The following is a 20,154-nucleotide window of genomic DNA, read 5'->3' as shown; positions in this document are numbered from 1 at the left end:
CATGCACGTCATGGACGGCGGAGGACTGACAGGGCGCCCGGTTCTGCCTACTCTGCTGGCATGAGCACTACCGAGGCGGTGTGGAACCGCGCCCTTGACTTCGACGCCCTGCCTGAGGCCACCTCCCCCGGTGACATCGCCCTGCGCGATGTCCTGACCTTCCACGGGGCGGTGCAGAACGGCGGACTCGTCAACGCCATCGAGATGCACCTGGACGACGACGAGTTCCCGCTCCAACGGGTGATCACCGGGTACGAGTACCTCGGCCTGGACGACGTGGCCGAGACGATCACGGAGGCCCGGGTCCGGTTCGTGTCCGTGGACGACGACGAGGAGGCCCTGGAGGCCCTCGAGCTCGAGGTCGACCCCATGTACGAGGTGGAGGACGAGGACCTCAGCCAGGCGTTGGAAGGCCGGCTGCAGAAGGATCCCGAGGACTTCGACCCCGCGCGCTGACCAGCCGGGGCACCAGCCGCCCCAGCACCACCATCATGACCAGTTCCACGAGCGTCTGGGTGACCACCACCAGCGGCGCCATCCGGTAGTCCGGGCCCAGCGACGCCGGCAGGGCCAGCACCAGCGGCAGCACCACGAGGGAGTTCCGGGTCACCCCGCTGAACACGAGCGCCCGGCGTCCGGGCGTGTCCAGCCCGGCGACGCGACCGGCCGCCAGTCCGAGGGTGACCATCACGGCCGCGAAGAGCACGTACACCGGCACCACGGCGAGCAGCCCGCCCAGGTGCCGGCCGACGTCGTGCGCCTGGGAGGCGACCACGACGGCCAGCGTGGAGATCATCAGCGGGACCATCCCCGCCGAGACAACCCGGTCCACGGCGCGGCCCCAGGCCCAGCGGGCGGCCGCCGCCTGGGTCAGCCACGCCGCGCCGAGGGGCGCCACGATGAGCAGCGCGAAGGCCTCCAGGAACGGACGGACGTCGAGTCCGGGGGCGAACCGCGGCCCGGCCATCACCCACAGGTACCCCGGCAGCAGGAGCATCTGCGCCAGCATCAGCCACGGCGTGGCGGCCAGCAGCCGGTCCTGGGCGCCGCCGGCCAGGCCGGTGAAGACGATGACGTAGTCCACGCACGGGGTCAGCAGGACGAACAGCACCCCGAGCAGCAGGACGTCGTCGTGGGCGACCAGCCGGGAGAGGGCGAACACCACCACCGGCACCACCACGAAGTTCAGCACCAGCACGGCCAGGAAGAATCCCCCGTCCCGCGCAGCACGCCCCAGGCGGCGGAACGGGACGGCCAGGAAGGTGGCGTAGAGCAGCAGCCCCAGCACCGGGGTGATGGCCTGCCCGGCGGGTCCGGCCACGGCCGGGACCAGGAGCCCGGCGACGGCGCCCGCGCCCAGCGCGGACAGGTACAGCACCACCTGGTGCCGCTCCATCCAGTCGCCGGCCGATCCCGTGGAACCCATGGACTCCAGCATTCCACCACCGGGCCCGCCGGCCCGCATCATCTCCTCGTCCCGGCGCCGCCCCGGGAGCGCCCCGGGAGCGCCCCGGGAGGGAGATCAGGCGTCGATGACGACGGCGGTGATCAGCGGGGCCCGCCGGTAGGCGCGGTCCAGGTGGCGGCCCACCGTGTCCACGATCAGCTTCTCGATCTGGTCCAGGTCGTCGATGCCGGCGACGTGGGGCTTGGCCAGGGCGTCCTTGACCTTCTTCGCCGCGGTGTCGAAGATCTGGGGGTCCTGGATGAAGCCCTTGGTCATGAACTCCAGCGGCTCGGCCAGGGTGTTGGTGTCCGGGTCGACGATCGCGACCACGGTCACCGAGCCGCCCTCCTGCAGCAACCGCCGCTCGACCAGGGTCTCCTCGGTGACCTTGCCGACGGTGTGGCCGTCCACGTAGACCAGTCCGGCCTCCACCTGGCCCGAGACCCGGGCCTGGCCCTTGACCAGGTCCACGGTGGTGCCGTCCTTGACGACGAGCACGCGCTCGGGGGCGATGCCGGTCCGCACGGCCAGGTCGGCATTGGCGTGCAGGTGCGAGGACTCGCCGTGGACGGGCATGACGTGGGTGGGCCGGACGATGTTGTAGCAGTAGACCAGTTCCCCAGCGGAGGCGTGACCGGAGACGTGCACCTTGGCGTTGCCCTTGTGCACGACCTTGACGCCGAGGTCGGTGAACTTGTTGATGATGCCGTAGATCGCGTTCTCGTTGCCGGGCACCATCGAGCTGGCCATCAGGACGGTGTCCCCGGAGCCGAGCTTGATCTGGTGGGTGCCGGTGGCCATCCGGGACAGGGCCGCCATCGGCTCGCCCTGGGACCCGGTGCAGACCAGCGCGATCTTGTCATCGGGCATGGACTGCAGCTTCTTGAAGTCCACGAGCAGCCCGCGCGGGATCTTGAGGTAGTCCAGGTCGCTGGCGATGCCCATGTTGCGCACCATGGACCGGCCCACGAACGCGACCTTGCGCCCGCTGGCGTGCGCGGCATCCAGGACCTGCTGGATGCGGTGCACGTGGCTGGCGAAGCTGGAGACGATGATCCGCTTCTTCGCGGTGGCGAAGACCTGCTCGATCGCGGGGGTCAGTTCCCGCTCCGAGATGGTGAACCCCGGAACCTCGGCGTTCGTGGAGTCGGTGAGGAACAGGTCCACGCCCTCCTCGCCCAGGCGGGCGAAGTGGCGCAGGTCCGTGATCCGGTCGTCCAGCGGGAACTGGTCCATCTTGAAGTCACCGGTGTGCAGGACCAGGCCGGCCTTGGTGCGGATCGCCACGGCGAGGCTGTCGGGGATGGAGTGGTTGACCGCGACGAACTCGAGTTCGAAGGGGCCCGCCTGGTGCTTGTCCTCGGCCTCCACGTGGACCGTCTTCGGCGTGATCCGGTGCTCGGTGAGCTTGGCCGAGATGAACGCCAGCGTCAGCTCGGAACCGATCAACGGGATGTCCGGGCGCTCCTTCAGCAGGTAGGGCACCCCGCCGATGTGGTCCTCGTGGCCGTGCGTGAGCACGATGCCGACGATGTCCTTCAGCCGGTCCCGGATGGAGGTGAAGTCCGGGAGGATGACGTCGATTCCGGGCTGGTGCTCCTCGGGGAACAGGACGCCACAGTCCACCACGAGCAGCTTGCCCTCGTGCTCGAAGACCGTCATGTTGCGGCCGATCTCACCCAGGCCTCCCAGCGGGGTGATCCGCAACCCTCCGGACGGCAGGGAGGACGAGGACTTGGACTTACGGGAGGAACGGGGCAACTGATCACGCTTTCGTCGTCAGGGAAGTGCACCAGGGCGGTACACCGATGTGGAGGGGGTTCCCTCGGGTCCGGGGCCCGCAGCGAGGCGGGCGGCGCCGGGAAGACTACCCCCTAATGTACCGCCCACGGGCCCCCGGGACGGTATCACCGGGATGCTCCGGTGGGACGGGACGTCCGGCGCGGCGTGCGCGGGCGGCGTCCAGGCGTCCCCCATCCCGCGCGCGGCCCCACTAGGATGTGAAGTCCATCACAGAATACCCGCAGGCCCGGCCCGGATGGCGGGTCCGGCCCCGATCCGGGAGGTCTCCCATGGTTCGTTCGGATGTCTCCCGGCGCACGGTCCTCGGCGGGTTCGGCGCCCTGACCGTGGGCGGGCTGGTGGGGTGCGGCAACGAGGCCTCCTCCTCCGGTGGTTCCGCCTCCGGTACCGACGGGCCGGCCACGGCGGTGACCTACCAGTTGTCCTGGACGCACTCGGTGCAGTTCGGCGGCACCTACCTGGCGCAGGACCGGGGCCTGTTCCGGGACCTCGGGCTGGACGTCAGCCTCGCGGCCGGCGGACCCAACGTGGCCGGGGACGCGAACACGGTCAGCGGGGCGGCGCTGATGAATGTCTCGGTGGCGGACGGTGTTGCCCGGTCCAATGCCGAGGGCGCCGAGCTGGTCATCATCGGTGCCCAGTACCAGAAGAGCCCCGTGACGATCCTGTCCCTGGCGGATGCGCCGTTGACCTCCCCCCAGGACCTGGTGGGCAGGAAGATCGGCGTGGCCGGCACGGACACCCCCGGGCTGGAGGCCTTCCTGGCCATCAACGACCTGACCCAGGACCAGGTCGAGTTCGTCCCGAGCCAGTACGACCCGGCGGTCCTCACGGCCGGCCAGGTCGACGGCCTCTACTGCTTCTACAACGACCTTCCCGTGGCGCTGGCCGTCCAGGGCATCGAGGGGCACTCGATGCTGCTCGCCGACTTCGGCTACGACCCGATGAGCCAGACCTACACCGTGCTGCGTTCCAGTCTCCAGGACGAGGCGCGGCGCGACCAGGTCATCCGGCTGCTCCGCGGGGACGCCCGCGGCTGGCAGCTCTACCAGGACGATCCCCGGGCCGCCGCCGACCTCGCCGTCCGGGCGTACCCCGATGCCGGCCTGGACCTGGAGACGCAGCAGGAACAGGCGACGGTACAGCTCGACATCATGTTCTCCGAGGCGACCGAGCAGTTCGGCTTCGGGTGGTTCACCGACGACCAGGTCCAGGAGAACCTGCGGCTGTTCGACCTGCTCGGCATCGAGGGGGCCACCGAGCAGATGTGGGACCGGAGCATCCTCGACGAGGTGTACCGGGACGGGCCCACCGCGTGACCGGCGTGCAGAGCGCCCGCACGGCGGGACGGCCGGCCCCCGAGGTGCTGTGCACCGCCGTCGCCAAGACCTTCCCCGGCCCGGCGGAGCCGCTGCCCGTCCTGGCGTCCCTGGACCTGACCCTGGAGGCCGGTTCGGTCACGGCGCTGGTGGGGCCCTCCGGGTGCGGGAAGTCCACCCTGCTGCGGATCATCGCGGGCCTGGAACACCCCGACGCCGGCGGCTCGGTGCGCATCGACGGTGACGACCCGCTCGCGGTGCGCCGGCGCGGCGAGCTGGCCATCGCCTTCCAGGACGCCTCGCTGCTGCCCTGGCGGACCGCCGCCGGCAACGTGGCCCTGGCCCGCCGGCTGGCCGGTCAGCCGGTCGACCACCGCAAGGTCACGCGGTTGCTGGACATGGTCGGCCTGGCCGGGTTCGAGAAGGCCCGCCCGGCGCAACTGTCCGGCGGGATGCGGCAGCGCGCGGCGATCGCCCGGTGCCTGGTCACCGAGCCGAGGCTGCTGTTGCTCGACGAGCCCTTCGGCGCGGTCGACGAGCTCACCCGGCGCAGGCTCAACATCGAACTGCCACCCCTGTGGTCCGGCGCCACCACCACCACGTTGCTGGTGACCCACTCGATCCCCGAGGCGGTCCTGCTGGCGGACCGTGTCCTGGTGATGTCGGCCCGGCCCGGGTCCATCGTCGCCGACCTGCCGGTCCGCCTCGAACGGCCGCGGCGGATGGAGCAGCTGCACTCCCGGGGCTTCACCGAGCTCGTGGACCGGATCGGCGCCCTGCTGGGCGTGGACGAGTACGCCCTCGACCAGGGGTGAGGGATGGTCCTGCAGGGCGAACAGGCCGTCCGGGCCACGGGCCGCGACGGCGACGGCCCCCGCCCCGCCCGTGCCCGGCCGGCTGCCGCACTGCGCGTGCTCCTGGGCTGGGTCCTGGTGATCGGCCTCTGGGAACTCGTCGGCCGGACGGTCCTGGCCGACCGGCACCTGATCGGGGTCCCCTCCGGCATCATCGGCACACTCGTGGAGAACGCCGACGTCTACGGCCGGGGGCTGTGGTTCACCACGCGCGAGGCGATGCTCGGTTACCTGGCCGGCAACCTGGCGGCCGTGGCCCTGGCCCTGCTGGTCGTGCTGTTGCCGGGCCTGGAGCGGACGGTGCTGCGGCTCGCCCTGGTCGTCTACTGCCTGCCCCTCGTGGCGCTGGGCCCACTGCTGCGACTGGCCTACGGGTTCGGGGACGGGCCGCAGGTCACGCTGGCGGCCCTGGCCGTCTACTACCTCACGCTCGTACCCCTGCTGGTGGGCATGCGCGCCGTGCCCCGGTCCTGGCTCGACCTGACGGCCACCTACGGCAGGGGCCGCTGGACCACGCTGGTCACCGTCCGGGCACGAGCGGCCCTGCCGTACCTGATGGCCGGGCTGCAGGCCTCGGTGCCCGCCGCCTTCCTCGGTGCGCTGGTCGGGGAGTTCACGGGGGCCGAACGCGGCATCGGGGTGCTCTCGATCCAGGCGTTGCGCAGCCTGGACACCGACGGCCTCTGGGCGTTGATGATCCTCAGCGCCGTGGTGTCGATGACCGGGTACGCCCTGGTCTCGCTCACCGCCCGGAGACTGGCACCGGAACAGCCGACGGTGCTGCTGGCCGCGCCCGGGTCCGACCCCCGGCGGCCTGCGTGGCGACGCTGGCTCGTCAGCGCCGGCGGCGTGGCCCTCACGGCGGCGATCGTGCTGCTGGCCTGGGCCGGGCTGTTCTGGCTGCTTGACCTCAACCCCTATTTCGCCAAGCGCCCCGGGGACGTCTGGGAGTGGCTGGTGTCCGCGCCGGCGGCCGCCGAGCACCGTGCCGAGCTGTTCACGGCGGCCGGCCAGACCGCCCTTGTGGCCGTCCCCGGTTACTTCGCCGGGCTGGCGCTGGGCGTGCTGCTGGCCGCCGCGTTCTCCCTCTCGGTCCGCGCGCGGCGGGCCCTGACGCCCGTCGCCGTCGCCCTGCGGTGCGTGCCGATCATCGCGATCGCGCCCCTGCTGGTCGCCGCGCTGGGCCGCGGGTCGTTCGGCACCGCCGTCGTGGTGGCCCTCATGACGTTCTTCCCCACGCTGGTCTCGTGCCTCTACGGCCTGGGCCAGCTGCCCGGACAGGTGGCCGACGTCTTCGCCGCCTATGCCACGCCGCGCACGAGGGTGCTGGTGCTGGGCCGGCTGCCGGCGATGGCGCCGGCGTTCTTCGCCGCCGCGCGGATCGCCGCGCCCACGGCGCTGCTCGCCGCCACGGTCGCCGAGTGGCTGGCGACCGGGACCGGGCTGGGCAACATGATGGCAGTGGACGCGGCGACGAGCCGGTACACCTCCCTGTGGTCCACGGTCGTGGTCGTCACGCTGATGGCGCTGGCGGGATATGCCCTCGTCGAGGCCGTCGAGCGCCGGGTGCTGGCCGTGGTGGCACCGGAGCAGTCCCGCTGGTGAGGGCGGCGGCCACCCGGGCCGCGGTGTCCGGCCACCGCGTCAGGCTGGCGCATTGGCCGGCAGCGTCTCGTCGCCAGCGGTCCCGGAGCCGCTCGTCTGCCAGCCAGGCGCGCAGGACCTCGGCCAGGGAGCCCACGTCACCGGCCGGGAACGTCTCCCCCGCCCCCTGCGCCTCGACGGCACCGGTGCCGGACGCGACCACGGAGGGGATCCCCCGGGCCAGGGCCTCGGCGACGACCATCCCGTAGGTCTCGGCACGCGAGGTGTGGACCAGCAGGTCGGTGGCGTCCCAGACGGCGTCCAGGTCCCTGCCGTGGAGAGGCCCGGTCACCTCGACACGGCCGGTGAGCCCGGTCTGGGCGATGCGCTCACGGACGCGGCGGCTGAGGACCTCGTCGACGGTGTCGGGACCCACCAGCCGGGCGGTCCAGTCCAGGTCCTGCAACCGGGCCAGGGCCTCGACGACCGTGAGGGGGTCCTTGCCGGGGGTCAGCCGGGCCAGCCACAACAGCATCGGCGCACGCCCGCGGCGCACCGAGCCGGGCGCGGGCACGGCCGGGTCGACACCGGGTACGGCCACCACCGCGTCATGGCGCCCGTACCGGGCGGCCACCGCGGCACCGGCCCAGGCGCTGGTCACCACCACCCGGCTCGCCGCCCGGACGGACTCCGCCTCCGCTGCGGCGAGTCGTAACCGGTCAGGGGCCGGCAGCGCCGGGTCGTCGGCCGGGAAGTAGTGCACCAGGATCGTCACCCGGCGCCCGGCCGAGACCGCGTCGGCGACCTGTTCCGGCACCGCCGAGGCGACGATATTACCGATGAGCCAGTCCTGCTCCCGGGCGAACACCCCGGACAGCCGCCGGCGGTCGCCGTCCGAGGGCAGCGGCCAGCTCCCCGTGACGGGATACTCGCGAACCTCCAGCCCCCGCGACCGCAGGGCCGCCGTGAGCTCCTCGTCGTAGCGGGTGCCGCCACTGGCCAGGTCGCTGCGCCAGCGGGCGAAGCCCACCCGGCGGCCCCTGCCGGGCCGGCCGCTCGTGCCTTCAGCCGCGCTGGGTGTCATCCGCAACTCCCAGCGTCCAGCACGTCCTCCCGGTCTCCGGCGGGCCTGCTCCTGGACTCGGGCAGCAGTCCCATGGTCCGGCACTCCTTCATCACCGGGGCTCGGCTCTCGTGCCGTTCCCGTGGCCTCCACGGTAACCCCGGGCTCCAGGACGCGCGTCCCGGGCCCCGGGCGTCCGGGCGTGGCGGTACCCCGGCAGCAGTGACACGCTGGGACAGCAAAAAGGCCCTTCCTCAAGTGAGGAAGGGCCTTTCTTCTGGTGGAGGTAAGGGGATTCGAACCCCTGACCTTCTCCATGCCATGGAGACGCGCTACCAACTGCGCCATACCCCCAGAAGGGTGTTTCCCCGGCCGTTTCGTTTCCGTCCCGTCCGAAGCAACTCGATAAATATACACAGCTCCTCGACCGGTTCGCAAATCGAGGTCCGGCACGGGCAGTCGGCCGGCGATTGCCCGTGCCGCCACCGGGGCGGGTTCCCGCCCCGGTGGCGTCTCGGCCCCTGACGCGGCCTACTGCGCCTGGGCCTCACCCGGTGCGCCAGGGGTCCAGTCCCGCGGGGCGTCGTCCGGGGTGATGGTCGAACCGGGCTCACCGGCTCCCACCCCGTCCGTGAGACCGAGGTCGATCAGCGGGGCATCCTTCCACAGGCGGTCGAGGGCGTAGAACACCCGCTCCTCCTCGTGCTGGACGTGCACCACGAAGTGCCCGTAGTCCAGCAGGACCCAGCGGCCGCCGGCCTTGCCCTCACGGCGGATCACGTCGAGCTTCAGCTGCCGGCTGAGCACCTCCTCGACCTCGTCCACCACGGCGACGACCTGCCGCTCCGACGAGGCCGAGGCGATGAGGAACGCATCGGTCAGCCCCATCCGCTCGGCCACGTCGACGGCCACGATGTCGGTGGCCTGCTTGTCTGCTGCGGCCTGGCCGGCCAGCTTCAGCGCGGTCAGGGTGGTGGGGGGGACGGTCACGGGCAACTCCTGGAGGGTGGGTGGTACGACGGTGGTCACAGGGCCAGGGCGATGATCAGCGCGATGACCAGGATGGCGAAGACGACCGCGGCCACGATCACCAGGGTGCGCTCCCGGGAACCCCATTCCGAGGCCGGCAGGGAGTCCAGCCCGTGGGCGGACTGCGCCTGGATCGGTTCATGGCGCACGGACTCGGCGGCGGGCTCGGCGCCGGCCGACTCGACGGGTGCCGCGGGGGGAACGATGGCCAGCGTGCCGGTCTGGTTGAGGAGACGGGCCTTCTCCGCCAGCGCCTCCTGCTGCCGCAGCAACTGCGGGTCCACGTTCGCGGGGTCATCACCGGCGGCGGCGAGGCGTTCGGCGAGGGCCGCGGCCTCGAGGGCCAGCGACTCCCTGGTGACGGGATCCTCGCCCTCTCCCGCGAGTCCGGCCGGGGCACCTGCCGGTGCCTCCGCGCGTCGGGCCGTGGAGGGCGAGGACTCCGGGCCGGCGCCGGACTCCTGGCGCCGGCGCATCTCGCGCAACTGGCGACGGGTGAGCGGTCGGCCATCGGGGCCCACCGGCACCCCGTCGCTGGCGACGGTGTACCCGGTGGGGGCATCGGACTCGAAGACGCGGGCCAGGGCGGCGGGGGCCTGGCCGGGGCGGGACACGACCCGCCCGTCCTTGAGCAGGGGCAGTTCGGCCACGCCGGGGAGCACCCCGGGGAACGTACCGGTCAGCGGGCCGACGTCGGCCGGGTCGACCCCGGAGGCGGGCAGGTCGAGGATCGCCTCGGCGGTCTCCCCCGCCGGCGCACCGGCCTCGGTGTCCACCCGGCGGTGCTGGCGTTCGGGACGGCGGGCGGACCCGGGCGTCTGGGTGGGGTCAGCGGCACTCACGCACGGACCTCCGGTGCGTCCTGGCTGCGGCGCCCGCCCAGCCCGCCGCCCGGGCCGTGGGCCTCGGGCAGGTACAGGAGGTGCTTGGCGATGTACTGGACCACGCCGTCCGGCACGAGGTACCAGACCGGCTTGTGGGCCTGGACCCGGGCGCGGCAGTCGGTCGAGGAGATGGCCATCGCCGGGATCTCCATCAGCATCACACCCGTCTCCGGGCCGACCTCCACGAGGTCGTGCCCCGGACGGGTGACACCGACGAACTGGGCCATGTCCCAGAGGGTGTCCACGTCCTTCCAGGTCATGATCTGCTCCAGGGCGTCCGCCCCGGTGATGAAGAACAGCTCCGCCTCGGGCCGCAGGATGCGCAGGTCACGCAGGGTGTCCGCGGTGAAGGTCGGTCCGGGACGGTCGATGTCCACCCGGGACACCGTGAAGCGCGGGTTGGAGGCGGTGGCGATGACCGTCATCAGGTACCGGTGCTCGGCCGGGGACACCTTGTTGCCGTCCTTCTGCCAGGGCTTGCCGGTGGGCACGAAGACGACCTCGTCCAGGTCCAGCTCGGCGGCCACCTCGGAGGCGGCCACGAGGTGTCCGTGGTGGATCGGGTCGAAGGTGCCGCCCATGACGCCGAGGCGGAACCGGCGCCGACCGCCATCCTGCTGACGGGTCGCCGAGGCCTCTTCGGGCTCGGCCACGTCACAGACGGTCTGGGTGGGCTCGGGGAGTGAGTCGGTCACTACGCGGCGGGAGTTCGGCGGAGGATCAGTGGGTTCCCCAGTGGCTGTGCTCGCGCTCGTCGTAGCCACGACCCTGGTGGTAGTCGTCGACGCCCGGCACCTCGTGGCGCCGGCCGACGGAGCGCAGGCCCATGACGGCGGCCAGCATCAGCAGGAAGAGCAGGAAGGAACCCACGCCGATGACCGGGGCCGGCAGGAACAGCGGGTTGACCACGAGGTGCTCCTCGGCGGCCAGGACGGTCAGGGCGGTGATGGTGTTCATCTGGTGGATCTCCCTCGAAGGGGCCGGTCATCCGGCCACAGGTCACGGTGATGTCTGGGCCCCATCCTAGTACGTCCCCCGTTCAGATCCGGACCTGGCCCTCCCCGCGAAGGACCCACTTGGTGGTGGTGAGCTCCTCGAGGCCCATGGGTCCGCGGGCGTGCATCTTCTGCGTGGAGATGCCCACCTCGGCGCCCAGGCCCAGCTGACCGCCATCGGTGAAACGGGTGGAGGCGTTGACGATCACCGCGGCGGAGTCGATCTCGGTGACGAAGCGGTCCGCGTTGGCCAGGTCGTTGGTGACGATGGCCTCGGTGTGGCCGGTGGACCAGCGCTGGATGTGCTCGATCGCCTCGTCCAGGGATCCCACCGTCTTCACGGCCATCTCCAGGGCCAGGTACTCCCGTCCCCAGTCCTCGTCCCGAGCGGTCTCGGCCTGGGCGCCGTCCGGCAGCCAGGCGCGGGCGCCCTCGTCCACGTGCAGGAACACGCCGGTGCGGGACAGGGCCCGCAACACCTCGCGGCCGGCCTCCTCCGCCTGGGCGTGGATGAGCAGGGTCTCGGCGGCGTTGCACACCGAGACCCGCTGCGTCTTGGCGTTCAGGGCGATGTCCACGGCCATCTTGACGGGCGCGGAGGCGTCGATGAACAGGTGGACGTTGCCCTCGCCGGTCTCGATGACGGGGACCCTGGCCGTGCGCACCACGGACTGGATCAGGTCGTGGCCGCCGCGCGGGATGAGCACGTCCACCGAGCCCCGCTCGGACATCAGGGCGGTGGCGCCGGCGCGTCCGTACTGGTCGATGCCCTGAATGATGTCCGCCTCGAAGCCCTGGTCCCCGGCGACCTCGCGCAGGATCGAGATCAGCGCGGCATTGGTGTTCCGGGCGGCCGAACCGCCGCGGAGGATGACGGCGTTGCCGGACTTCAGGGCCAGCCCGGCGATGTCCACGGTCACGTTGGGGCGGGCCTCGTAGATGGCGCCCACGGTGCCGAGCGGGACCCGGACCTGGGTCATCCGCAGTCCGTTCGGCAGGTTGCGGCCGCGCACCACGTCACCGACCGGGTCCGGCAGGGCCGCCAGCTCCTCCAGCGCCACGGCCAGGGCCTCGATCCGCGCCTCGTCCAGGGACAACCGGTCCAGCATCGCCTCGGACGTCCCGGACTCGCGGCCGGCCGCCACGTCCTTCTTGTTCTCCGCGATCAGGTGCCGGGTGTTCAGCCGCAGCTTCGCGGCCATCGCCCGCAGCGTCTCATCCTTGCGGGCCCGGCCCGCGGTGGCCAGTTCGTGGCGGGCCCGCCGGGCACGCTCGCCGACGGACCGGATGGCCTCGCGGACCTCCTCCGGCACGTCGGCCCCACCGCTCCCGGACATCGGGGCGTCCGGGGCGGTCTCGACGGTCTCGGCGGTCACGGCGTTCTCAGCGGCACTGTTGGGCATGCCCCGGAGTCTACCGGCGGCGCTGGGCCCGGGCCGAGAGCCGGACACAATCGTCCGTGTGCACCACGGGGCGCTGGTACTCCGGGCCGAGCTCCTCGCGCAGGTCGGCGGTGGTGCGCCCCAGCATGGGGGGCAACTCCGAGGAGGAGTAGTTCACCAGTCCGCGGGCCACCACGGTGCCCCGGGCGTCGGCCAGCTCGATCGGGTCACCGGCGTCGAAGCGGCCCTCCACTCCGGTGATCCCGGCCGGGAGCAGGGACCTCTTGTTCCGCACCACGGCGGTGACGGCGCCGTCGTCGAGCACCACCCGGCCGTGCACCTCGGCGAGCAGCCCGAGCCAGGTGCTCCGCGCGGTCCGGCGCCTGCCGGAGGCCTGGAACCAGGTGCCCACGTCCTCCCCCGCCAGCGCGCGGTTGGCGTTGGCCGCGGAGGTGACGAGGGCGTGGATGCCCGAGCCGGTGGCGATCCCGGCGGCGTCCACCTTGGTGACCATGCCCCCGGTCCCGACGCCGGCCGGGCCGGTCCGGCCGATCGCGACGTCCTCCAGGTCGGCCCGTGAGGCGACGGCGGGGATGCGCTGGGAACCGGGCCGTGAGGGCGGGCCGGTGTACAGGGCGTCGACGTCGGTGAGCAGCAGCAGCGCGTCGGCGCGCAGCAGGTTGGCCACCAGGGCGGAGAGCCGGTCGTTGTCCCCGAACCGGATCTCCGCGGTGGTCACCGTGTCGTTCTCGTTGATGATCGGCACCACCGCGAGGGCCAGCAGCCGGTTCAGCGCCCGGAACGCGTTCGTGTACTGGGTGCGGCGGATCAGGTCCTCGGCGGTCAGCAGCACCTGGGCCACCTCGGTCTGGTGCCGGGCGAAGGACGCGGCGTAGTGCGCCAGCAGTTTGCCCTGCCCCACGGCGGCCGCGGCCTGCTGGGTGGCCAGGTCCCGCGGTCGCTTGCCCAGGCCCAGCGGGTGGATGCCCGCCGCGATGGTGCCCGAGGACACCAGGGCGACCTCGGTGCCGCGTGAGCGCACGGCCGCGATGGTGTCCACGAGGGAGTTGATGGCCGCGTGGTCGACCCCGGTGGGCGTGGTCAGCGAGGACGAGCCGATCTTGATGACCAGGCGGCGGGCTCGGTGCAGGGTGTCCCGTCCGGTGACGGGGTTCATGACCCGCTCAGCCATCGACGGGCCCTTCGGCACTCCCCGTCCCGGCGTTCTCGCCGTCCGTGTCCCGCACATAGCGTTCCGTCCAGATGCCCGACCGGCGCTCGGCCTCCAGTTCGGCCTGGGTGCGGGCCCGGGCCGCCTTGCGGTCCTCGAGCTCCTGGCGCTTCTGCTCTCGGGTGGGGCGGGACCGCTCCTCCATGCGCAGGTCGGCCCCGCGCGGGCCGGCCAGCAGCTCGGCTCCGGCGGCCATGGTGGGCTCCCAGTCGAAGACCACGCCGTTGTCGTCACTGCCGATCACCACGGCGTCACCCGGCTTGGCGCCCTGCTTGAAGAGCTCGTCCTCCACGCCCAGGCGATTGAGCCGGTCGGCCAGGTAGCCCACGGCCTCGTCGTTGGTGAAGTCGGTCTGGGCGATCCAGCGCTCCGGCTTGGTGCCGCGCACGCGGAACAGGGGCTCGAGGTTGCGCTCCTCGCGCGTGATCTCGAACTCCTTGGCGCGCACGGACCGCGGCCGGACGACCACGGGCTCGGCGGTCTCCACGGGCTCCGGCATCCGGTTCCGGGCCTCCTGGACGAGCCCGGCCATGGCGAACTTCAGCGGGTCCAGGCCCTTGTGCGAGACCGCGGAGACCTCGAAGACGCGCAGTCCGCGGGCCTCGAGGGACTCCCGCACCATCTCGGCCATCGCCTGGCCGTCCGGCAGGTCCGTCTTGTTCAGGGCCACGATGCGTGGCCGCTCGTTCAGGGGGACGACACCCTCCCCGGCCTGGGCGAAGGTCGGTTCCACGGCGTAGGCCGCCAGCTCGGCCTCGATCGCCTCGAAGTCGGCCAGCGGGTCCCGGTCGGACTCCAGCGAGGCGCAGTCCAGCACGTGCACCAGCGCGGCGCAGCGCTCCACGTGGCGCAGGAACTCCAGGCCCAGGCCCTTGCCCTCGGAGGCGCCCGGGATCAGGCCCGGGACGTCGGCCACGGTGAACCGGACGTCGCCGGCCTGCACCACGCCCAGGTTCGGCACGAGGGTGGTGAACGGGTAGTCGGCGATCTTGGGCCGGGCCGCGGACAGGGCGGCGATCAGCGAGGACTTGCCGGCCGAGGGGAAGCCCACCAGGGCGATGTCCGCCACTGACTTGAGCTCCAGGACGATGTCCAGTTCCTCACCGGGGGTCCCGAGCAGGGCGAAGCCGGGGGCCTTGCGCTTCTGCGAGGCCAGCGCCGCGTTGCCCAGGCCGCCCTGGCCACCGTGGGCCACCACGTAGGAGGCACCGTGGCCGACGAGGTCGGCGAGGATGTTGCCCTCGATGTCCTTGACGACGGTGCCGTCCGGGACGGAGAGCGTGAGGGACTCCCCGTGGGCCCCGTGCCGGAAGTCTCCCTTGCCGGGACCGCCGTTGCCGGCGTGCCGGTGGGGGGCGTGGTGGTAGGACAGCAGCGTGGTGGTCTGGGAGTCCACCACCAGGGTGACGTCCCCGCCGTCGCCGCCGTTGCCGCCGTCGGGACCACCCAGGGGCTTGAACTTCTCCCGCTTCACGGAGGCCACGCCGTGGCCTCCGTGTCCGCCGGAAACGTGCAGGACCACCCGGTCCACGAATGCCGCCATGGCCGCCTCTCTGCCGCACCCGCTCTGCCGGGGCGTTGTTGGTGTTGCTGGTCTCCAGTCTGACGTACTCCCGCAGGGAGTGTGCCGTGACCGGTGCCTGTTAACGACTCCGGCGGAGGCGGACCAGGCTGGCCCGCCCCCGCCGGGGCGATGTTCGGTCCGGGGGCTCATGCTCCCGGTGCCGTCACGCGAGTGATCACTCAGCGGCGGCAGGAACGATGTTGACGACCTTGCGGCCGCGGCGGTTGCCGAACTCCACGGCACCGGCTGACAGGGCGAACAGGGTGTCGTCCTTGCCGATGCCGACGTTGGCGCCCGGGTGGAACTTGGTGCCGCGCTGGCGGACCAGGATCTCACCGGCGTTGACGGCCTGGCCGCCGAAGCGCTTGACGCCGAGGAACTGCGGGTTGGAGTCGCGGCCGTTCTTCGAGGAACTACCGGCCTTCTTGTGTGCCATTGTTCAATCCTTCGGGGTGGTGCGGCCGGTGGCTTCTCGCCAGGAACCGCGGGGTCTGGTTGTGCGTGACCGGGCTAGCCCGGGAGGCGCAGGATCAGGCGATCGAGGTGACCTTGACGGTGGTCAGCTCGGACCGGTGGCCCTGGCGCTTCTTGTAGCCGGTCTTGTTCTTGTACTTCTGGATGACAATCTTCTTGCCACGGGAATGGTCGACGACCTCGGCGGTGACCTTGACCTTGGCCAGGTCATCAGCACCGGTGGTCACCTTGTCCCCGTCCACCAGCATGACGGCGGGCAGCTCCAGGGAGCTTCCGGCCTCAGCGGCGACGCGGTCAAGGGTAACGAGGTCTCCGACGGAAACCTTTTCCTGGCGGCCGCCAGCGCGGACAATCGCGTACACCACTTGGGACTCACTTCTCTCGACGATGACGATTCTGTTCTGCTGCACTCAGGGCCTGCCCAAACCAGCGGTGTCCGGCCGGCGAATGCGGACGGTCCCGGACAGCGGGGGCGATACCTTGAGGCGGACCGGCGGGCCTTCCGACGCCCAACACCAGGGGCAGAGAAGAAACGACGGCGGCGCAGCACCGAGTGACTATCCTACCCGCCGGGCCCCCGCTGGGCCAAATGCCGGTGGGACGGCGCGCCGCGGCCGGTCGACGGCCGCGGCGCTCGGGACGGACCCGGACTACTCCGTGCGGGTGATGTCCTCGGCCTTGACCCCGACGCCGATGATCGACGGCGCCGCGGCCTGGGCCGCACCCCCAGCGCCCTCCGTGGCGGACTCACCGGCCGCGGCGGCTCCCGTCCCGGCGGTGCCGACCGAGGCGCTGAACCGGTGGCCGCTGCTGGAGGCCGCGGTCACCTCCACGGTCTGGATCTCACCGGAGGTCCCGTCCGAGGACGCGGCCCGACGACGGCGACGGGCCGGGGCGGCCGGGGCCTGCACCGGTGCCGCCTGTGCGGGCGCCGGTTCAGGGGACCGCTGGGCCGGGGCGGCCGGCGGCTGCGGCTCGGGCTGCTCGCGCGATTCCCTCGGCTCCTGCGTGGGGCCCCGCTGGTCCAGCGCGTCCTCCAGGCTCGACAGGTCCTTCCGGCTGCTCGCCCGGCGCGACCCGCGACGCCCCCGGGGGACCTCCACGGTCTCCCCCGCGATCGTCAGGGTGGGCCCGGACGCGCCCCCCTCGGCCTGCTCGGTGACCTGCGCGGCGGCGGCCGGCTGCCCCGCGGCGACGGCGCGGTCGGTCTCGGGCTGCTGGGCCTGGTCACCCTGCCGGCCCGGCTGACCCTGGTCGCTGCCGGCACGCCGGGACCGGCGGCGACCGGAGCCGCCGGCCGGTGCCGCAGGCTGGGCGGTCTCCGCCGACGTCGTGGGCTGCGCGGACTCCGCCGCGCCCGTGGTCTCGGCGGCCCCGGTGGCCTCTCCCGCCTGGTCCGATCCGGCCGGCTCGTGGGCGTGCTGGGTGGCCGCGGCGATGTTGCGCAGGGCGGCCCGGGCGGCCTCGGCGCGGGCCTTGCGATCGGCCTCCTCCTCCGGGCTGAGCTGCTGCTCGACCGGTGCCTCCTGCAGCTCCTCGCGCTCACGCTCGGCCTGACGTTCGCGGCTGCGGCGCCGCCGCTCGCTGCGCGAGGACTTGCGGCCGGCGTCGCCGGTGTCCGCTGCGGCACCGCCCCCGCCTCCGCCGCTCCCGCTGGAGCGGGGCTCGCCCTGCGAATTGTGGGCGCGGCGGTGCTCCACGGGGACGTCGTGGATGATGATGCCGCGGCCGTTGCACTGCTCGCAGGTCTCGGAGAAGATCTCCACCAGGCCGGTGCCCATGCGCTTGCGCGTCATCTGGACCAGGCCCAGCGAGGTGACCTCGGCGACCTGGTGCTTGGTGCGGTCGCGGCCGAGGCACTCCACCATCCGGCGCAGCACGAGGTCGCGGTTGGACTCGAGGACCATGTCGATGAAGTCGATGACGATGATGCCGCCGATGTCCCGCAGGCGCAGCTGGCGGACGATCTCCTCCGCCGCCTCGAGGTTGTTCTTGGTGACCGTCTCCTCCAGGTTGCCGCCGGAGCCGGTGAACTTGCCGGTGTTGACGTCCACCACGGTCATCGCCTCGGTGCGGTCGATCACCAGCGAACCGCCGGAGGGCAGGAAGACCTTGCGCTCGAGCGCCTTGTGCAGCTGCTCGTCGATCCGGTGGGACGCGAACAGGTCCTCGCCGCCGTGGTCCTCGGGCTTCCACTGCGAGAGCCGGTCCAGCAGGTGCGGCGCCACGTAGGTGACATAGGCCTCGATGTTGTCCCAGACCTCGGGGCCCTGGACGACCATCCCGGAGAAGTCCTCGTTGAACACGTCCCGGACCACCTTGATGGTCAGGTCCGGCTCCGAGTACAGCAGCTCGGGGGCCAGGGTCTTGGTGGACCTCGACTTCGCCTCGATGCCCTCCCACTGGGCGCGCAGGCGGTTGATGTCGTTCATCAGCTCCTGCTCCGAGGTCCCCTCGGCAGCGGTGCGCACGATGACGCCGGCGTTCTCCGGCAGGTGGTCCTTGAGGATCTTCTTCAGGCGAGACCGCTCCACGTCGGGGAGCTTGCGGGAGATGCCCGTCATCGAGCCTCCCGGCACGTACACCAGGTACCGCCCCGGAAGGGAGATCTGGCTGGTCAGGCGCGCACCCTTGTGGCCCACCGGGTCCTTGGTGACCTGGACGAGCACGGAGTCCCCGGACTTCAGGGCGTTCTCGATCTTGCGGGCCTTGCCCTCGAGGTTGGCGGCATCCCAGTTGACCTCACCGGCGTACAGCACGGCGTTGCGGCCCCGGCCGATGTCCACGAACGCGGCCTCCATGGACGGCAGCACGTTCTGCACCTTGCCCAGGTAGACGTTGCCGATCATCGAGTCCTGCGTGGTGTTGGAGACGAAGTGCTCCGCGAGCACGCCGTCCTCCATCACCGCGATCTGGATCCGCTGCTCGCGCTGGCGGACCAGCATCTTGCGGTCCACGGACTCGCGGCGGGCCAGGAACTCGGCCTCGGTGATGACGTGGCGGCGCTGGCGCCCCCCGGAACGGGACTCGCGCCGGCGCTGGCGCTTGGCCTCCAGCCGGGTGGAGCCCTTCAGGCTCGTCACGCCCTGCGGGCCGGTCGCCGCGGCGGCGGACTGACGGGGGGCACGGACCCGGGTGACGGTGTTCTCCGGGTCGTCGTCCGAGCCGCCCTCCAGCTCCATGTCCACGTCTCCGCGACGGCGGCGACGACGACGGCGCGTGCCCGAGCCGTCCCCGTTTCCGTCACCGCCGCGCTCGTCCTCGGACGTCTCGCCGTCCGCTGCGGTGGAGGTGTCATCGTCCCGGCCGCCGGCCTCTGCGTCCCGGGAGTCCTGTGCGGCCCCGCCGCCGGTGCGGCCCCGGGAGCGCCGGCGCCGGGACCGGCGCGAACCGGACGAGCGCCCCTCGGCCTCTCCGTCACCCTGGTCGTCGCCGTCGTCACCGGAGTCACGGGCCTCCCGGTCATCCGCATCCGCGAGGCCCTCGTCGGCATCCCGGTCATCGCGGTCACGGCGCCGGGTGGGAACCGGTGTGATGGCCGAGAGGTCCGGCGCCTGGAAGATCAGGGCCAGGGGATCGGCGGGCACGGCGAAGGGATCCGCCTGGTCCGGACCGTCGGACGCCTGCTCGGCGTCCTCGTCCTCGGCGTCCCCGACGCCGGAGGCCTCGCCCTCGGGCCGGCTGGCGGCCGTCGGGGCCTCGGAGGCCGGGGCTTCCGGGGCTTCCGGGGCTTCCGGGGCTTCCGGGGCAGCCTGCTCAATCGCCGCCCGGGGGTCCGGCGCGTCGGTCCCGGCCGTCGTCTCCGCCTCAACTGCAGGAGCGGAATCGGCCGGGGCCTCCAGGTCGACGGGTGCGACCGTGACGGGCGTCTCCTGCTCGGCGGCATCCGCCGCGGGGGTCTCCAGGGTGCCGGCGGCGCCTGCGGCGTCCTGCGCCGGCTGGGCGTCCGTCGACGTCCCTGCGGCGCCGGCCTGCGGGGTGACGTCGGGGGTCACGGTGTTCTCGGGGTTCTCGATGTTCTCGGTGGTCCCACCGGGTTCGAGGGCTTCGGTGGATTCTGCGTGGTCTCGATCGTTGGCTGCCATGGACAGCACCTCCTGCCCTGCCGGCACGCCACACTCGCGCCCACAGGGCGGCCAGGTCCGTTCCCGGTGGCGTTGCCCCCGATCCGCCGGTGCGGTGCTCGGGGTGCCGCCGTCGACGGACTCCAGAAAGTCTGAGGTGAACCGGGTCCCTGGTCTCCGCTGGATGCGGACGCGCAAGGCCGGAACCATCGGACGCCTGCCCGGTCTCACGCGCAGTGACACGTGCCGGAAGCGGCTCTCGTATGGCCGGGGACGCGCGGTCCGCGTCCCTCCAGCCGGACAGTCTTTCCACACTGCCCCAGTCCTGTGCCGCCGGCCCGGTGGCCGTCCGATGGACCCTGCCGATGGTGTGGCCACCGGTGGGTCACCGATCATTCTCTCACACGGCGGGCCAGATCAGCGGGATCACGGTGCGGAATCCGGGCACCGGATCCCGGTGC

17 protein-coding genes and 1 tRNA gene are annotated in these 20,154 nt (G+C 72.3%); 4 read left to right on the top strand and 14 right to left on the bottom strand.

Features of this window, described 5'->3' with window-relative positions; genetic code table 11:
- Nucleotides 1-60: 60 nt before the first annotated feature.
- On the top strand, nucleotides 61-456 hold the full coding sequence (locus GGQ69_RS04900) for a hypothetical protein (RefSeq protein WP_183525343.1): 396 nt from the start codon (nucleotides 61-63) through the stop codon (nucleotides 454-456).
- On the opposite strand, the gene GGQ69_RS04895 is transcribed toward GGQ69_RS04900, so the two are convergent.
- Complete coding sequence (locus tag GGQ69_RS04895; protein WP_183525340.1) at nucleotides 395-1,426, bottom strand: bile acid:sodium symporter; 1,032 nt, start codon at nucleotides 1,424-1,426, stop codon at nucleotides 395-397. The two genes, GGQ69_RS04900 and GGQ69_RS04895, sit on opposite strands and share 62 nt — an antisense overlap.
- 96 nt (nucleotides 1,427-1,522) lie before the next feature.
- The gene (locus tag GGQ69_RS04890; protein WP_183525337.1) at nucleotides 1,523-3,208 is read right to left on the bottom strand and encodes a ribonuclease J; all 1,686 of its coding nucleotides are present in this window, start codon (nucleotides 3,206-3,208) and stop codon (nucleotides 1,523-1,525) included.
- 311 nt (nucleotides 3,209-3,519) lie between these two features.
- Between GGQ69_RS04890 and GGQ69_RS04885 the strand changes: the two genes are divergently transcribed.
- From GGQ69_RS04885 to GGQ69_RS04875, 3 genes are read left to right on the top strand one after another with little or no spacing between them, the layout of a single operon-like run.
- Complete coding sequence (locus GGQ69_RS04885) at nucleotides 3,520-4,569, top strand: ABC transporter substrate-binding protein (protein WP_183525334.1); 1,050 nt, start codon at nucleotides 3,520-3,522, stop codon at nucleotides 4,567-4,569.
- Entirely contained in the window at nucleotides 4,566-5,384 is an 819-nt protein-coding gene (locus tag GGQ69_RS04880) for an ABC transporter ATP-binding protein (protein ID WP_183525330.1), read from the top strand. Before GGQ69_RS04885 ends, GGQ69_RS04880 begins: the two co-directional genes overlap by 4 nt.
- Before the next feature lie 3 nt (nucleotides 5,385-5,387).
- On the top strand, nucleotides 5,388-7,028 hold the full coding sequence (locus GGQ69_RS04875; protein WP_183525326.1) for an ABC transporter permease: 1,641 nt from the start codon (nucleotides 5,388-5,390) through the stop codon (nucleotides 7,026-7,028).
- Here the strand turns inward: GGQ69_RS04875 and GGQ69_RS04870 are convergent.
- The 12 genes from GGQ69_RS04870 to GGQ69_RS04815 form a co-directional block, all read right to left on the bottom strand.
- Nucleotides 6,937-8,091: a glycosyltransferase family 4 protein gene (locus tag GGQ69_RS04870; protein ID WP_183525323.1), complete on the bottom strand. Its 1,155-nt coding sequence runs from the start codon at nucleotides 8,089-8,091 to the stop codon at nucleotides 6,937-6,939. The two genes, GGQ69_RS04875 and GGQ69_RS04870, sit on opposite strands and share 92 nt — an antisense overlap.
- A 257-nt stretch (nucleotides 8,092-8,348) precedes the next feature.
- Nucleotides 8,349-8,424: transfer RNA gene (locus tag GGQ69_RS04865), tRNA-Ala, on the bottom strand.
- 177 nt (nucleotides 8,425-8,601) lie between these two features.
- Entirely contained in the window at nucleotides 8,602-9,060 is a 459-nt protein-coding gene (gene rsfS, locus GGQ69_RS04860) for a ribosome silencing factor (protein WP_183525319.1), read from the bottom strand.
- 35 nt (nucleotides 9,061-9,095) lie between these two features.
- Nucleotides 9,096-9,941 carry a hypothetical protein gene (locus GGQ69_RS04855; RefSeq protein WP_183525317.1) on the bottom strand — a complete coding sequence of 282 codons (846 nt, stop codon included), beginning with the start codon at nucleotides 9,939-9,941 and terminating at the stop codon, nucleotides 9,096-9,098.
- Complete coding sequence (gene nadD, locus GGQ69_RS04850; RefSeq protein WP_221243537.1) at nucleotides 9,938-10,564, bottom strand: nicotinate-nucleotide adenylyltransferase; 627 nt, start codon at nucleotides 10,562-10,564, stop codon at nucleotides 9,938-9,940. The genes GGQ69_RS04855 and nadD overlap by 4 nt, the downstream gene beginning before the upstream one ends.
- 139 nt (nucleotides 10,565-10,703) lie before the next feature.
- Nucleotides 10,704-10,940 (bottom strand): hypothetical protein, encoded by a 237-nt coding sequence (locus GGQ69_RS04845; protein WP_183525314.1) that lies wholly within the window; start codon nucleotides 10,938-10,940, stop codon nucleotides 10,704-10,706.
- A gap of 82 nt (nucleotides 10,941-11,022) precedes the next feature.
- A complete protein-coding gene (locus GGQ69_RS04840; RefSeq protein WP_370577103.1) occupies nucleotides 11,023-12,381 on the bottom strand; it encodes a glutamate-5-semialdehyde dehydrogenase in 1,359 nt (452 codons plus the stop codon).
- A 10-nt stretch (nucleotides 12,382-12,391) separates the two neighbouring features.
- A complete protein-coding gene (gene proB, locus GGQ69_RS04835; RefSeq protein ID WP_183525310.1) occupies nucleotides 12,392-13,552 on the bottom strand; it encodes a glutamate 5-kinase in 1,161 nt (386 codons plus the stop codon).
- The gene (gene obgE, locus GGQ69_RS04830; RefSeq protein WP_183525307.1) at nucleotides 13,545-15,134 is read right to left on the bottom strand and encodes a GTPase ObgE; all 1,590 of its coding nucleotides are present in this window, start codon (nucleotides 15,132-15,134) and stop codon (nucleotides 13,545-13,547) included. The genes proB and obgE overlap by 8 nt, the downstream gene beginning before the upstream one ends.
- A gap of 196 nt (nucleotides 15,135-15,330) precedes the next feature.
- Nucleotides 15,331-15,591 carry a 50S ribosomal protein L27 gene (gene rpmA / locus GGQ69_RS04825; RefSeq protein WP_183525304.1) on the bottom strand — a complete coding sequence of 87 codons (261 nt, stop codon included), beginning with the start codon at nucleotides 15,589-15,591 and terminating at the stop codon, nucleotides 15,331-15,333.
- 94 nt (nucleotides 15,592-15,685) lie between these two features.
- Nucleotides 15,686-15,994, bottom strand: a complete 309-nt coding sequence (gene rplU / locus GGQ69_RS04820; protein ID WP_029139212.1) for a 50S ribosomal protein L21 — start codon at nucleotides 15,992-15,994, stop codon at nucleotides 15,686-15,688.
- A 285-nt stretch (nucleotides 15,995-16,279) separates the two neighbouring features.
- Complete coding sequence (locus GGQ69_RS04815) at nucleotides 16,280-19,714, bottom strand: Rne/Rng family ribonuclease (protein ID WP_183525301.1); 3,435 nt, start codon at nucleotides 19,712-19,714, stop codon at nucleotides 16,280-16,282.
- Between the last annotated feature and the right edge of the window lie 440 nt (nucleotides 19,715-20,154).

The organism is Micrococcus sp. TA1 (assembly GCF_014199555.1).
GTDB lineage: Bacteria > Actinomycetota > Actinomycetes > Actinomycetales > Micrococcaceae > Citricoccus.
The sequence above is the reverse complement of the archived record's forward strand: the minus strand, read 5'-3'. Positions and strand labels throughout refer to the sequence as shown.

Excerpts from the sequence above, each read along its gene's own strand:
- GGQ69_RS04895 (WP_183525340.1), bottom strand. The coding sequence starts at position 1,426 with ATGGGTTCCACGGGATCGGCCGGCGACTGGATGGAGCGGCACCAGGTG.
- GGQ69_RS04900 (WP_183525343.1), top strand. The coding sequence starts at position 61 with ATGAGCACTACCGAGGCGGTGTGGAACCGCGCCCTTGACTTCGACGCC.
- rpmA (WP_183525304.1), bottom strand. The coding sequence starts at position 15,591 with ATGGCACACAAGAAGGCCGGTAGTTCCTCGAAGAACGGCCGCGACTCC.
- GGQ69_RS04815 (WP_183525301.1), bottom strand. The coding sequence starts at position 19,714 with ATGGCAGCCAACGATCGAGACCACGCAGAATCCACCGAAGCCCTCGAA.
- GGQ69_RS04840 (WP_370577103.1), bottom strand. The coding sequence starts at position 12,381 with ATGCCCAACAGTGCCGCTGAGAACGCCGTGACCGCCGAGACCGTCGAG.
- GGQ69_RS04885 (WP_183525334.1), top strand. The coding sequence starts at position 3,520 with ATGGTTCGTTCGGATGTCTCCCGGCGCACGGTCCTCGGCGGGTTCGGC.
- proB (WP_183525310.1), bottom strand. The coding sequence starts at position 13,552 with ATGGCTGAGCGGGTCATGAACCCCGTCACCGGACGGGACACCCTGCAC.
- obgE (WP_183525307.1), bottom strand. The coding sequence starts at position 15,134 with ATGGCGGCATTCGTGGACCGGGTGGTCCTGCACGTTTCCGGCGGACAC.
- nadD (WP_221243537.1), bottom strand. The coding sequence starts at position 10,564 with ATGGGCGGCACCTTCGACCCGATCCACCACGGACACCTCGTGGCCGCC.
- GGQ69_RS04875 (WP_183525326.1), top strand. The coding sequence starts at position 5,388 with ATGGTCCTGCAGGGCGAACAGGCCGTCCGGGCCACGGGCCGCGACGGC.
- GGQ69_RS04870 (WP_183525323.1), bottom strand. The coding sequence starts at position 8,091 with ATGACACCCAGCGCGGCTGAAGGCACGAGCGGCCGGCCCGGCAGGGGC.
- GGQ69_RS04845 (WP_183525314.1), bottom strand. The coding sequence starts at position 10,940 with ATGAACACCATCACCGCCCTGACCGTCCTGGCCGCCGAGGAGCACCTC.